At 68.4% G+C, this 13,002-nt stretch carries 12 protein-coding genes; 4 read left to right on the top strand and 8 right to left on the bottom strand.

Features of this window, described 5'->3' with window-relative positions; genetic code table 11:
* Window positions 1-8: 8 nt before the first annotated feature.
* From FRZ61_RS20285 to FRZ61_RS20255, 7 genes are all read right to left on the bottom strand, one after another.
* Complete coding sequence (locus FRZ61_RS20285; protein WP_151119440.1) at window positions 9-1,697, bottom strand: SulP family inorganic anion transporter; 1,689 nt, start codon at window positions 1,695-1,697, stop codon at window positions 9-11.
* 202 nt (window positions 1,698-1,899) lie between these two features.
* Window positions 1,900-4,173, bottom strand: a complete 2,274-nt coding sequence (locus FRZ61_RS20280; protein WP_191909122.1) for a N,N-dimethylformamidase beta subunit family domain-containing protein — start codon at window positions 4,171-4,173, stop codon at window positions 1,900-1,902.
* On the bottom strand, window positions 4,170-4,484 hold the full coding sequence (locus tag FRZ61_RS20275; RefSeq protein ID WP_151119438.1) for a hypothetical protein: 315 nt from the start codon (window positions 4,482-4,484) through the stop codon (window positions 4,170-4,172). The genes FRZ61_RS20280 and FRZ61_RS20275 overlap by 4 nt, the downstream gene beginning before the upstream one ends.
* Before the next feature lie 179 nt (window positions 4,485-4,663).
* Entirely contained in the window at window positions 4,664-6,337 is a 1,674-nt protein-coding gene (locus FRZ61_RS20270) for a thiamine pyrophosphate-binding protein (protein ID WP_151119437.1), read from the bottom strand.
* Window positions 6,338-6,506: 169 nt separating this feature from the next.
* Window positions 6,507-7,244, bottom strand: a complete 738-nt coding sequence (locus tag FRZ61_RS20265) for an oxygen-binding di-iron domain-containing protein (protein WP_151119436.1) — start codon at window positions 7,242-7,244, stop codon at window positions 6,507-6,509.
* A gap of 82 nt (window positions 7,245-7,326) precedes the next feature.
* Window positions 7,327-7,761 carry a CBS domain-containing protein gene (locus FRZ61_RS20260; RefSeq protein ID WP_151119435.1) on the bottom strand — a complete coding sequence of 145 codons (435 nt, stop codon included), beginning with the start codon at window positions 7,759-7,761 and terminating at the stop codon, window positions 7,327-7,329.
* 289 nt (window positions 7,762-8,050) lie between these two features.
* Window positions 8,051-9,463 (bottom strand): amidase, encoded by a 1,413-nt coding sequence (locus FRZ61_RS20255; RefSeq protein WP_151119434.1) that lies wholly within the window; start codon window positions 9,461-9,463, stop codon window positions 8,051-8,053.
* 129 nt (window positions 9,464-9,592) lie between these two features.
* Between FRZ61_RS20255 and nthA the strand changes: the two genes are divergently transcribed.
* The 4 genes from nthA (at window position 9,593) to FRZ61_RS20235 (ending at window position 12,222) form a co-directional block, all read left to right on the top strand.
* The gene (gene nthA / locus FRZ61_RS20250) at window positions 9,593-10,192 is read left to right on the top strand and encodes a nitrile hydratase subunit alpha (protein ID WP_151119433.1); all 600 of its coding nucleotides are present in this window, start codon (window positions 9,593-9,595) and stop codon (window positions 10,190-10,192) included.
* A gap of 11 nt (window positions 10,193-10,203) precedes the next feature.
* Window positions 10,204-10,848, top strand: coding sequence for a nitrile hydratase subunit beta (gene nthB / locus FRZ61_RS20245; RefSeq protein ID WP_151119432.1), 645 nt, complete (start codon window positions 10,204-10,206; stop codon window positions 10,846-10,848).
* Between the two features lie 19 nt (window positions 10,849-10,867).
* Complete coding sequence (locus FRZ61_RS20240) at window positions 10,868-11,128, top strand: nitrile hydratase accessory protein (protein WP_151119431.1); 261 nt, start codon at window positions 10,868-10,870, stop codon at window positions 11,126-11,128.
* A gap of 224 nt (window positions 11,129-11,352) precedes the next feature.
* Window positions 11,353-12,222: a phytanoyl-CoA dioxygenase family protein gene (locus FRZ61_RS20235; RefSeq protein ID WP_151119430.1), complete on the top strand. Its 870-nt coding sequence runs from the start codon at window positions 11,353-11,355 to the stop codon at window positions 12,220-12,222.
* A gap of 13 nt (window positions 12,223-12,235) precedes the next feature.
* On the opposite strand, the gene FRZ61_RS20230 is transcribed toward FRZ61_RS20235, so the two are convergent.
* Window positions 12,236-12,865 (bottom strand): LbetaH domain-containing protein, encoded by a 630-nt coding sequence (locus FRZ61_RS20230; RefSeq protein ID WP_151119429.1) that lies wholly within the window; start codon window positions 12,863-12,865, stop codon window positions 12,236-12,238.
* Between the last annotated feature and the right edge of the window lie 137 nt (window positions 12,866-13,002).

The following is a 13,002-nucleotide window of genomic DNA, read 5'->3' as shown; positions in this document are numbered from 1 at the left end:
GCCCAAGCTCAAGCCGGCGGCTTTGCTGCTTTCTCGGCCAACGCCCGCACCGCCTCCTCGAGCTGGTCGAAGACATGCTCCTCGCCGATCTGGGCGAAGAACCCGGCGCGTTCCAGGAGCTCATACGGCTTCCAATGCAGGTCGGCCACCGCGAACTTGACGCCGCGATGGGCGAGCTCCCCGGCGATCTCGCCGAGCGCGATGGCGCCGGTTCCGTCGACGAAATTCATGGCGCTGCCATCGAGCACGAAATATTGCGTCTCGACCGGCGCCCGGGCGATCAGCCAGCGGATGCGGGCCTGCAGATGGTCGCTGTTGAAGAAGATGACCGGCCCCTCGAGCAGATAGAGGACCATGCCGCGGACCGCCTCGGCCTCGGGATGGCGATGCAGCTTGTAGAAGCCGTCGCGGCCGGCGATGCGGCCGAGCAGCGCGTCGCGCGGCCGTGCCGCGGCGCCCACCAGCCAGATCAGCGTCGCGACGATGGCGACGACGACGCCCTGGAGGACACCGAAGGCGACGACGCCGAGGATCGCGATCGCCGCGAAGCTGAACTCGAGCGGGCTGATCCGCCAGATCCGCCGCAAGGCCCGGACGTCGAACAGGTCGATGGCGGCCGAAGCGAGCACGGCGCCGAGGGCCGCATGCGGCAGATAGGCGAGCAGGCTGGTGAGGAAGAGCAGCGTGATGGCGAGTGCCACCGCGGCGACGATGCCTGCGAGCTGTGTGCGGCCGCGCAGCGCCTCGTTGATGGCCGTGCGCGAATCGGCACCCGTCACGGGGAAGCCGCCGAACAGGCCCGAGGCGATGTTCGCGGCGCCGAATCCCACCAGCTCCTGGTCCGCGTCGACGCGGTAATTGTTCCGCGCGGCGAAGCTGCGGGCCGTGACGATGCCGCTGCTGAAGCTCACCAGCAGGATGCCGATGGCGCCGAGCACGACATTGTCCGAGGCGAGGTTATGCAGGTCGGGCAGGTGCATCGCCGGCAGGCCGGTCGGGATCTCGCCGACCAGGGCGACGCCCCTTTGCGACAGACCCAAAAGCGCCGACAGCGCGATGCCGAGGATGACCGCGATCAGGGGGCCGGGAAGGCGCGGCGCGACATGGCGCAGGAGGCGCAGCAGGATGAAGAGCCCGAGCCCCAGCAGCAGCGTCGGCCCATGAACCTCGCCCACGCGCTGGGCCAACTCGACGAAGGGACGCACGAAACCGTGGCTCGCGATCGGCAGGCCGGTGATCGACGCGATCTGTCCGGCCAGGAGCGACAGCGCGACGCCGCCGAGGTAACCGACCAGGATCGGATAGGAGAGGAAATTGGCGATGAAGCCCAACCGCAGCTTGGCCGCCAGCAGGCAGAGCAGCCCCACCAGCACGGCAAAGGAGGTGGCCAGCGCCAGGCGCTGGTCGGTCGCGGCGATATCGAGCTGAATCAGGGAGGAGGCGACCACCGTGCAGGTCGCGGTGTCGGGGCCGATGACCAGCAGGCGCGAGGGGCCGAACAGCGCATAGGCGACGAGCGGGAAGATGGTGGCGTAAAGCCCGGACGCGGGCGGCAGCCCCATGATCGCGGGATAGGCGATGCCGATCGGGATGGCGATGGCGGCGATCCCGAGCCCGGCCGTGACATCGCGCGTCAGCCAGTCGCGCTGATAGCGCCTCAGATCGGCCCAGAGGGGGAAGATCGTTTCGAGCTGCAAGCGGGAACCCGGGTTGTTGCGCGGCGGGCACCACGCTAGCACAAGGCGCGATCGAGCGGCCCCCTCCCCCTGCCCCCTCCCGCAAGGGGAGGGGGCGAGAAATAACAAACATCAAGTCCCTCCCGCGGAAGTAGAGGAGAGGAACGATAAACATCAAGCCCCGCGGGAGGGGGTAGGGGGAGGGGTGCTACAGGCTCAGGTACTAAAAGGGAGTCGGCTCCAAAAATCGCCGCAGCACGTTCCCCGTGAGGCGGGAGACGTTGTTCTTCCCGTCCTCATGGTTGAGCGCGCCGGCCCAGGCGATGGAGCCCGTGGAGAACACGGCGCCGCCGTTGGGCGTCTCGAAGAAGGCGAGCTCGGCACGTACGCTCGGGCAGTCGACGCCCGAGACCGCCGGGATCGTGCTGGTCACCTCCTCGGGCACCATCAGATAGACGTTCGAATGGTTCTCGGAGGCGGCGAGCACCAGCGTATGGGGCGGCGAGCCCAGCAGCCGGTCGACCGCATCGAGCTCGAGGCCCGCGGCCCCGCCGCCGACGCGGCCGAAATCGCCGATCGTCTCGTCCTTCCCGATGCCTTCGAAGATGAAGGCGGCGCGCGGATCGAAGCTGCCGGGGCGGCGGCGGTAATGGGAGGAGACGTCGAAGCCCTGCGCCACGAAACCAACGCCGGCCAGCATCTGCGGCGGCCGGCCGATACGCCGCCACAGGCCGCCATATTCGCCGGTGAAGCTCATCACATATTCGCCGGGCTCGGCCTGCCAGTCGCGCACGCCGTCCTCGGTGCGCCGCAGCTCGATCACGCCCGACAGCTCGGGATGGAAGGCGATGCGCCAATAGAAGCCGTTGGCGCCGAGATACATCAGCCTGCCGCCGCGCTGCAGATAGCCCTGCAGAGCGTCGAGCATCTGGGTCGAATGATATTCGGGGTGCGAGCCCGTCAGCACCACCGGATAGCGCGAGAGGAGCGAGAGCCCTTCGCGATGCAGGTCCTCGTCGGTCGCGATGTCATAGGCGAAGCCCTGCGTCTCCAGCCATTCGAGGATGTCGAGATCGGCCGCGAACTGCCAGGGGCCGGTGCCGGCGGGACCGACCCAGCTCGTGGAATGGCCGGGCCGGACATTGAGCGTGGGCCGCAGGCGCGAGGAGATCGACACGCCCGAGCCGTCCTCATGCGTGTCGTAGAAGGAATAGCCGTATTCGCGATGCTGGTTGAGGAAGAGATCCTCGGCCCCCAGCCCCGCCGCGTGGCCCGAGCCCTGCTCGCCGAGATAGCCGTCGAAGCTCTGCCGCTCGTTGATATAGGCCATGTAGCTGCAGGTCGGCAGCAGGAACAGCGCGCGCGGCTTGTCGGGGGCCACGGCGGCGCGCACGAAGAAGGGGATGCGCTCGATCTCCTCGCCCGCCGTGAGCCGCATCGCATAGATGCCGCTCGGCAGGTCCTTGGGCAGGGACAGCTCGAAATCCTTCTGCCAGCCGGCGTCGTAGAGATCGTTCTCGTGGAAATGGATCGCGCCGTAATGTTGGGGCGCCTGGGTCCAGTCGCGCTCGCGGCCGTTCCAGTGATGGCCCTTCATGGCGCGCGTCGGCAGGTTGCGGGCGGTGCCCTGATGGCGCGCGTCGGAGAGGTCCTCGATCCGCGTGGAGGAGATCGCGCGCGAGAAATCCCAGAATCCGATCAGGTCGGGGCGCAGCCGTGCCGGCAGGTCGGGCCCGCGAAGCTGCTCGATCTCCTCGGGATGCAGTGCCCGTGTGGCCAGCCGCGGCGCCTCGATCTTGCCGTTATAGCGCAGGATGGCGCGCGGCCGGCGGTCGGACGCCATCTCGATCGCGGCGGCGAAGGTGAGCGGCTTGCCGTTGTCGAAGGCGAGCGCGCCGAGCTGGACCTTCGCGGCGACGGAGGCGCGGTCGTCGGCCTTGGCGTAGTGGGAAAGGGGCTGCTGCTGCAGCGTGACGTTGCCGCTGGCCGCGTCGTAGCTGGCGGCGATCCAGTACCATTCGCGCGCCAGGAGCTTCGCCTTGCTCGAGACCGTGGCGGTGCGGCCCTCGCGATCGCCCAGCTCCAGCGTCAGCGTGCCGTCGGCGCCGATCGCGAGCAGGAAGCCGGCGCGCTTGGCCTCGTCCCATTTGGCGGTGAGCGCCTGGCGGCCGCGGGCCGGCGTGGTCGGCCAGGCAAAGAGGGCCAGGGTGAAGCTCTGCAGCCGCTGCAGCGCGGCGCTGTCGGCGATCTCGGCATAGGAGCCGGCATGGATCTCCTGCCGGCGCGCCGGATAGTCGCGATTGGCCTCGTTCGGGATGACGCGCTCGTTATGGCCGGGGGCCGCGACATCGCCCGAAAGCCGCACCAGCTCGGCGCGGTAGCGCTCGGGCCCGAAGCTCGAGACCATGAAGGAGAGCCTGTCGCCGGGGGCCGCACTCCAGCGGTCGGCATATCCCAGGAGGGTGCGGGTCGGCAGGCCCCGCGCGTCGCGCGTCACGATTCCACCTCGCCGCTCAGGGTTTCGCCGGTCGCCCGCTTCCAGCGCAGCTTGAAGATCGCCCACTCGGCTGCGGCCGGATCGGTGTAGCGCGTCTCGGAGACGATCTCCGGCGGCTTCCCGCGCTCGCCCGAGAGGGTGACGATGATCCATTCCTGCTTCGGCCGGGTCGCGACCAGCGCATAGCGCCCGGCCAGCGGCTCGGCCCGGAGCCGGTTGAGGATGAGCTGCAAATCCGGGCTGTGCGGCCCGAAGGGCTGGCGCCGGAACTCCTCGACGAGGTCCTTGCGCGCGGGATCGATCGGCAACATGAGCGGGAGAGGTCCTTGGGAAGGCGGGAAGGAAAGGCGATTACAGAGGGAAACGCGGAGGCGGTCAACGCGAGAAGCGCGCTATCGTCATCCCCGCGAAAGCGGGGATCCATGGAACGGGCAGAGCACGGGCCGACGATGGATTCCCGCTTTCGCGGGAATGACGTGCTGTACGATCGCTACCTCTTCATCGCCGCCGCGCGGATCTGCGACAGGGACTGCGCCACCGTCAGCGCCTCGGGATCGATCCTGAGCTCGACGAGGGCGGGAAGCCCCGAGGCCCGCGCGCGTTCGAAGGCGGGGGCGAATTCCTCGGTGCGCGTCACCGTCTCGCCATGGGCGCCATAGGCACGGGCGAGCGCCGCGAAATCGGGATTGTGCAGGTCGGTGGCGATCACGCGCGCCGGATAGTGGCGCTCCTGGTGCATGCGGATCGTGCCGTACATCCCGTTATTCACCACGACCGTGATGACGGGGATCCCGTACTGCACGGCGGTGGCGAGCTCCTGGCCGGTCATGAGGAAGCAGCCGTCGCCGGCGAAGCAGACCACGGGGCGGCCCGGTGCCACGGCTTTGGCGGCGATCGCGGCCGGGAAACCATAGCCCATGGCGCCGTTCGTCGGCGCGAGCTGGGTGCGGAAGCCGCGATAGCGGAAGAAACGGTGCAGCCAGGTCGCGTAGTTGCCGGCGCCGTTGCAGAGGATCGTGTCCTCCGGCAGATGCTGGTTGAGCCAGGCCACCACCTCGCCCATCTGCAGATCGCCGACATTCTTCGGCGCCTTCGTCCAGGCGAGATAATCGGCGCGGGCCGCCTGGGTTCCCGCGGCCCAGGCCGGATCGACCGGCTTCATCGCCTTCAGGGCCGCGGCGATTTCCGGCATGCCGCTGTTGATCGGCAGGGTCGCCTGATAGACGCGGCCCAGCTCCTCCGCACCCGGATGGATATGGACCAGCTTCTGCTTCGGCACCGGGATGTCGATCAGCGTATAGCCGCTGGTCGTCATTTCCCCCAGACGCGCGCCCACGACGATCAGGAGATCGCTTTCCTTGATGCGCTTGGCCAGCGCGGGATTGATGCCGATGCCGACATCGCCGGCATAGCTGGCATGGCGGTTGTCGAAGAGATCCTGGCAGCGGAAGGAGCAGCCGACGGGGAGCGCGTTGGTCTCGGCGAAGCGCTGGATGTCGGAAACCGCTTCGGCATTCCAGCCGCCGCCGCCCAGGAGGACAAAGGGCCGCTTCGCCGCCGCCAGCAGCGCGCGCAGCTCGGCGATCTCCCCGGCACCGGGATGCGCCTGCACCGGCTTGTAGGGGCCGGCATCCGGCACGGCGACGCGGTCGGTCAGCATGTCCTCCGGCAGCGCGATGACGACAGGCCCCGGCCGGCCATTGACCGCGCGATGGAAGGCCTGGCTCACCAGCTCGGGGATGCGCCGCGCATCGTCGATCTCGGCGACCCATTTCGCCATCGGCCCGAACATGCGGCGGAAGTCGATCTCCTGGAAGGCCTCGCGCTCGACCTGATCGCGGGCGACCTGGCCGATGAAGAGGATCATCGGCGTCGAATCCTGGAAGGCGGTATGGACGCCGATCGAGGCGTTGGTGGCGCCGGGTCCGCGCGTCACGAAGCAGATGCCGGGCCGCCCCGTGAGCTTGCCATAGGCCTCGGCCATGTTGGCGGCCCCGCCCTCCTGCCGGCAGGCATAGAGACGGATTTCGCCATGGTCATGGAAGGCGTCGAGCGCCGCGAGATAGCTCTCGCCCGGCACGCAGAAGACATGGGAGACGCCGTGGATCGCGAGCTGATCGACCAGGATCTGGCCGCCCGTCCGCGCATTGCCGCCGTCGGTCATGGAGGGTTCTCGGGGCTTCGACAAGGAATGACGGCCTTGGCATAGCCCGGCGCGGCGGCCCCGGCAACCCATGTCGATATGATCGCTACGCTCAACTTCCAAGCTTTGAGCAAGAACCTCGATCGGCAGCTCGTTTTTTCGAGCCGCCTTCCCCTTGCCCCTGGCGCGATCAGGCGGCGCGGGCCAGGCTCTCTCCGAGCGCGCCCAGGAGCGCCGCGCCGTCGCCTTCCCAGGCGCTGCCATGCATGCAGGCCAGGCGCTGCGGCCGGGTGGCGGCCAGCTTTGCCAGCAGGCTCGAGCTGTGGGGCGAATGGGCGAAATAATCCAGCTGGCGGCGGAAGGCGTCGCTGGGGCCGAGGATGTCGCCGCGGGTCAGGGGTTCCTCGCCGATGCCCGGCTGGGTGAAGAGATCGCCGCAGAGCAGGGTCCGGGTCGTCTCCTCGAAGAGATAGCCGCATTCCCAGCCATGCGGCAGATGCGCGGCATCGAGCCAGCGCACTTGGTGCCGGCCCAACGACCGGGTTTCGCCGTCATTGAGCGCCGTGGGCGGCCGGTCGGCGAGATCGCCGATCGAGACCATGGCGGCGATCTGGCCGCAGAGCGGCTGGGCCTGCGGCGCCAGCGCCAGGAGCTGGTTGAGCGTGCCGCATTCGTCGGCCTCGACATGGGAGAAGGCGACATGGCGCAGCCGCTCGATCGGCATCACGGTGGCGATGGCGCCCGTGACCGGCGCAAAGATCGCGCGCGGACCGGTGTGGAACAGCAGCGGCTCCTCGTCGAGGATCAGATACTGGTTGAAGGAGAACCCGCCGGGGAAGGCGCTGGGCGGAATGGGCGTGTTGATGCGGAAGATGCCCTCGGCGATCTCCGCGAGATTGGTCCCCGTCTCCTTGTCGGTGACGATCATCGAGCCCCTTGACGCCCTGCTCACAAACGAACCGCCGCCTTCCGCAGGCGGCGGCTCACGCCAATCAACGATGCTTCACTGCTCAACCGGCCGTGGCCACATATTCGCGCAGCGCGCCCGCTTCGAATTCGACTTCCTCGAGCCGGTATTTCACCACGTCGCCGATGCTGACGATGCCGCAGAGCTTGCCCTGCTCGACCACGGGGAGATGGCGGATGCGCTGAGCCGTCATCAGGGCCATGAGGTCGTTGATGGTGTCGGCGAGCCGGCAGGTGTGAACGCGGTGCGTCATCACCTCCGCGATCGGATTCGCCAGGCTCTCGGGTCCCGATTTGGCGAGCGTATGGACGACGTCGCGCTCGGAGAGGATGCCGCTGACGCCTCCCTTGTCGTCGGTCACCACGATGGCGCCGATGCCGCGCCGGTGCAGCTCCTTCGCCGCGGCCGCGAGCGTGGCCTCGGGTCTCATGGTGACGACATCGCGACCCTTGGTTTTCAGAATCGTTTCGACATTCATGACGGCCTCCATGCGGGTTCAAACGACGCCAACGCGGGGCAACGACGTCAAACGGGCGGGCCAATCCATTCGAAAGGCGATTCCGGGGCGGGCCGATATCGGCTCTCTGCCCCGTGGGTCATTATGTAAGCCGGCCTTTCCCTATGTGAAGGGCCGTTCATGTCCGCGAGAGGGCGGACATGGCGATAGCCGTGGAAAAGACGTGATGCCCTGCGTTTCCGGCATGTGTTAATGCGAGAGCTACCGCAGTGCAGCGAACCCTTCGCCCCGGCCTTGGCAGGCGCGACCGTCAGATCGGCGGCCGCTTGTCCGCCCAGGGCTGCACCCGCTCCAGCGCGGCGCCGATCTGCAGCGCGGTGTCGTCGCGCCAGCGCCGGCCCACGATCTGCAAGCCTACCGGCAGCCCCTCCTGGGTCCAGCCGGCCGGCACCGAGAGGGCGGGGCAGGGGGCGGTCAGGTTGAACTGGCCGGTCATGTCGAGGCCGTGATAGAGGCCGTCGCCCGCGTCGGCGTAGTAGTCGTTGTCGGTGCGCCCGACCGGCGGCGCGGCCTGCGACATGGTGGGGCAGAGGAAGGCGTCGTATTTCTGCAGGATCGGGTAGAAGCCCTTCCACATCTCGCTGCGCTCGATCTCGAGCCGCTTGTAATGCGCCGCTGGCATCTTGTTGCCGGCCTCGATCAGCGCCACCACCAGCGGGTCCATCTTGGCGCGATAGGTCTCGAGGCAATGGCCGAAATAGGCGGCCATGAAGACCTGCCAATACTCGACCCACATGTCCGCCACGCGCCGCTTCCAGGAGATCGAGACCTCCTCGACCTTGGCGCCCGCCTTCTCCAGCGCCTTGACGGCACCCCGGACCAGCCGCTCGGTCTCGGGATCGATCGCATAGCAGCCGAGATCGAGATTGAGCGCGAGCCGCATGCCCTCGACCGAGGTGGAGACCGGGCCTTCCAGGTCGAGCGGCGTGCCGATCGACTGGATGTCGATATCGTCCGGGCCCTGCGCCACCTTGAGGAACAGGCGCGCATCCTCGATCGTGCGGGCGAGCGGGCCGAAATGCGAGATGTTGTCGAAGAGGCTCGGCAGGATGTCCATCGGGATGCGGCCGAGGCTGGGCTTCAAGCCCACGGTCCCGCACCAGGCGGCGGGGATGCGCACCGAGCCGCCCATGTCGGTGCCTTCCGCCAGCGGCACGCAGCCCGAGGCGACGGCGGCGCCCGATCCGCCGGAGCTGCCGCCCGGTGCGCGCGCCGGATTCCAGGGGTTGCGGGTGATGCCCCAGAGCGGGCTCTCGGTGAAGCTCGAATAGGCGAACTCGGGCGTGTTGGTCTTGCCGACCATGATGGCGCCGGCGGCCTCGAGCTTGTCGACGATGACCGCGTTGCGGTCGGGCACCCAGTTCTCGAAGCAATAGGAGCCCAGCGTCGTGCGCTTGCCCTTGGTCGGCGTCAGGTCCTTGATCGCGATCGGCACGCCATGGAGCAGCCCCAGCTTGTCGCCGCGCTTGACCGCGCGCTCGGCCTGCTTCGCCTTCTCCATCGCCTCGTCGGGATAAGTGAAGCAGAAGCAGTTGAGCTTGGGATTGACCTCGGCGATGCGCGCCAGGCTGTTCTCGACGACCCGGACCGGCGACAGCCGCCCTTCGCGGATGCGGTGGGCGAGCTCCGTCGCCGGCGTGAAGCAGAGATCGAGATCGGCCATGTCTGTTACTTTCCCCTGATGCGTAATCCGTGCAAGCGCGCCTCCCGAGACTAAGGGCGCCGTGCCGAATTGCCAAGGCAGGCCGGGCACTTCTATAGTTCGGCAGCTTCATCTGCGACGGGCGAGGCCATGAGCAAGGATCACGGGCACGACCACGATGCCGAGGAGAAGGGCTTGGCGCTGCGCGTCAAGACGCTGGAGAGCCTGCTCGTCGAGAAGGGGCTGGTGGATCCGGCGGCGCTCGATCGCTTCGTCGAGGAATACGAGACGCGGATCGGGCCGAAGAACGGCGCCCGCGTCGTCGCCCGCGCCTGGGTCGATCCGGCCTACAAGCAGCGGCTCCTGACCAACGCCACGGCCGCGATCAGGGAGCTGGGCTTCAGCGGGCTGCAGGGCGAGAACATGGTGGCGGTCGAGAATACCGGTTCCGTCCATAACGTGATCGTCTGCACGCTCTGCTCCTGCTATCCCTGGCCGGTGCTGGGGCTGCCGCCGGTCTGGTACAAGAGCGCCGCCTATCGCTCGCGCGTGGTCAAGGAGCCGCGCGCCGTGCTGGCGGAGTTCGGGTTGAAGGTTCCGGCCGCGACCGAGGTCCGCGTCTGGGATTCGAGCGCCGAGATCCGCTACATGGTGGTGCCGCGCCGGCCCGACGGCACGGACGGTCTGTCGGAGGCGGCGCTGGCGGATCTCGTCACGCGCGACGGCATGGTCGGCACGGCGGCCGTCTGAGGAGCCCCGGGATGGACGGCATCCATGACATGGGCGGGATGGACGGCTTCGGGCCGGTGACGCGTGAGGCCGACGAGCCGGTGTTCCATGCCGATTGGGAGCGCCGCATGCTGGCGATCTCGCTGGCGGTGGGTTTCGCGGTGCCCTTCACCGACGATCACCTGCGCCGCGAGATCGAGCGCATCCCGCCCGAGCTTTACCTGCACAGCTCCTATTACGAGAAATGGCTGATCGCGATCGAATCCCTGCTGCGCGAACGCGGCGTGCTGCCGGATGGGAACGCGACGCTCAAGGTCGAAACCGGCCCGGCGATCAGGCCCGAGGCCGTCGCCCCCGCCATCCATGCCGGCTTTCCCACCCGGCGCGACGATGCGGAAGCCGCCCCTCGCTTCGCGGCGGGTGCCAAGGTCCGGGTCCGCAACATCCATCCGAAGACCCATACCCGCCTCCCGCGCTATGTGCGCGGCCATGAGGGCGTGGTCCACCGCGATCTGGGCGTGTTCGGCCTGCCCGACAGCAACTCGGAATATCAAGGCCACAGGGCGCAGCATTGCTACACGGTGCGCTTCTCGCAGCAGGCGCTCTGGGGCCGCGCGGTGCCGGTTGGCGACAGTCTTTATGTCGATCTCTGGGAAGACTATCTGGAGCCGGCCTGAGGCCGCTGAGTGAAACCCGATGAGCGCCGCGCCCGATCTCCAATCCCTGCTGGCCTCGCTGCCGGGCGACGGCGAGGGCCCGCGCTTCACCGCGCCCTGGCAGGCGCGAATCTTCGCGCTGGTGGTGGCGCTGGCGGAGCAGGGCCGCTTCCCCTGGCCCGAGTTCCAACGCCGCCTGATCGAGGAGGTGGCGCGCGACGGCGAGGATCCCGCGCATTATTACGAATGCTGGCTCGCCGCGGCGGAGCGGCTGGTGCAGGAGCTGGAGTTGGCAGGGTGATGTAGCGACAACCTTGTCCCTTCCCCCCTTGAGGGGGAAGGTTAGGAAGGGGGATGAGGCGATGTTAGATACCGAGCAGCCCCCTCCCTAGCCCTCCCCCTCAAGGGGGGAGGGGATCAGATCAGTCCTCCTCACCCCGCGTCGGTTGAAGGCCAGAACATGACGGACCCGCGCAGCACCGCCGTCGAGAGCCCGCCAGGATCGAGCAGGGGGATGAGAGCCGCATGATCCAGCTCACCGAGGAGCAGCGCCGCCGTTTTGCCGAGGACGGGTTCCTGATCCTCGACCGCTTCGTCGCGCCCGACGAGGTGGCGCGGGTGGCGGCGCGGTTCGAGCCGCTGTTCCGCGGGCAGTTCGAGACCGGACTCTATCCCGACGAGTGGAATTGGCGCGAGGGCCGCGATCCGGCCGACCGCACGCGGCAGATCTGCAACGGCTGGAAGTCGGACCGCACGGTGGCGGGCCTTGTGCTGCGCGCCGAGGTGGGGCGGCTTTGCGCCCAGCTCGCCGGCTGGCCGGGTGCCCGCATCGCGCAGGACAATGTCATCTGGAAGCCGCCCGGCGCGAAGCCGCTCGGCTTCCACCAGGACAACAGCTACACCGGCTGGATCGATCCGCCCTTCATGCTGACCTGCTGGATGGCGCTCGATCCGACCTCGGCCGCGGGCGGCACCATCGAATATGTGCGCGGTTCGCACAAATGGCCGGTCTCGCCGCCGATCAAGCAGTTCCATGCGCCCGACGACTATCGCCGCGAGCTGAAGGAGGCCGCCGCCGCCGTCGGCATCGACAGGATCGATCTCGTGCCCGTCGAGGTGCCGGCCGGCGGCTGTGCCTTCCATCACGGCGGCACCTGGCACGGCTCGGATACCAACCGTGCGACCCGCCCGCGCCGCTCGGCGGTGACGCATTGCATGTCGGCCGACGCGAAGTTCCATCCGAGCCAGGTCAGCTACATCTATAACCGCTACAAGCGCGTCGGCGACCTCACCATGGATGAGAGCTTCTTCCCGATCCTGTGGCGCGAGGACGGCTATCGCACGCCCTGGCTCGAGGGCTACGTCGCCGGCGCCGACAGCAAGGCCGCGCAATAGCAGGCGTGGCGGCTCACGCGTCCTGATCGACGAGGGCGAGCCGCGGCACGATGCTGTCGGGCGCGAGGATCGTGCCGGGCGCCAGCACCGCGTTGGCGCCGATGCGGCTGCGGTCGCCGACGAGCGCGCCGAACTTCTCGACGCCGGTCGGATGGCGGGCACCCGCGATCCGCACATGGATCGCCTTGTCGGCCCGCTCGTTGCGGTGGTTGGCGATCATGGCGCCGGCCTCGATGTTCACGCCGCTGCCGAGGATGGAATCGCCGACGAAGCTCAGATGGGCGATGCGGGCATCCTCGAGCAGCAGCGAGGTCTTCACCTCGACCGAGGGACCCACCACCGCGCCCTCGCCCAGCAGCACGCCGCCACGCAAGTAAGCTTGCGCGGCGACGAGGCAGCCGGGGCCGACGATGCAGGGCGGCTTGAGGACGGCATGAGGCTCGACCACCGCCGTGTGATGAATCGCGATCTCGCCCTGGACCTCGTAGCCGGCGCCGATCCGCGCCAAGCGCGCGCGGAGGATGCGGTCGAGATCGCCGATGATGGCCCAGGGTGTGTCATGGCTCCCGGCCTCAGGGAACGTGACGGCGAGATCCGCGACGTAGGCGGCGAGGTCCAGGAGCGGTTGACCGCCGGCGCCCATCGATCTGCCCTATGTGCTGCTGTCACCGTTTTTCTTTCCTCTCCCCCACAACGTGGGGGAGAGGGCAGGGTGAGGGGGCGGCGATGGCGCATTGGCTTTCGATGCCGAGTCTGTCCGCACGTCCCCCCTCACCCTAC

This window comes from Hypericibacter adhaerens (assembly GCF_008728835.1).
GTDB lineage: Bacteria > Pseudomonadota > Alphaproteobacteria > Dongiales > Dongiaceae > Hypericibacter > Hypericibacter adhaerens.
This window is presented reverse-complemented; position numbering and strand designations above follow the sequence as displayed.

Bases quoted from the DNA above. Each gene is read 5' to 3' on its own strand.
- FRZ61_RS20265 (WP_151119436.1), bottom strand. From the start codon at position 7,244: ATGATCGTCACCGACAAGGAGACGGGGACCAATCTCGCGGAGATCGCC.
- FRZ61_RS20260 (WP_151119435.1), bottom strand. From the start codon at position 7,761: ATGAATGTCGAAACGATTCTGAAAACCAAGGGTCGCGATGTCGTCACC.
- FRZ61_RS20230 (WP_151119429.1), bottom strand. From the start codon at position 12,865: ATGGGCGCCGGCGGTCAACCGCTCCTGGACCTCGCCGCCTACGTCGCG.
- FRZ61_RS20235 (WP_151119430.1), top strand. From the start codon at position 11,353: ATGATCCAGCTCACCGAGGAGCAGCGCCGCCGTTTTGCCGAGGACGGG.
- FRZ61_RS20255 (WP_151119434.1), bottom strand. From the start codon at position 9,463: ATGGCCGATCTCGATCTCTGCTTCACGCCGGCGACGGAGCTCGCCCAC.
- FRZ61_RS20270 (WP_151119437.1), bottom strand. From the start codon at position 6,337: ATGACCGACGGCGGCAATGCGCGGACGGGCGGCCAGATCCTGGTCGAT.
- nthB (WP_151119432.1), top strand. From the start codon at position 10,204: ATGGACGGCATCCATGACATGGGCGGGATGGACGGCTTCGGGCCGGTG.
- nthA (WP_151119433.1), top strand. From the start codon at position 9,593: ATGAGCAAGGATCACGGGCACGACCACGATGCCGAGGAGAAGGGCTTG.
- FRZ61_RS20240 (WP_151119431.1), top strand. From the start codon at position 10,868: ATGAGCGCCGCGCCCGATCTCCAATCCCTGCTGGCCTCGCTGCCGGGC.
- FRZ61_RS20275 (WP_151119438.1), bottom strand. From the start codon at position 4,484: ATGTTGCCGATCGATCCCGCGCGCAAGGACCTCGTCGAGGAGTTCCGG.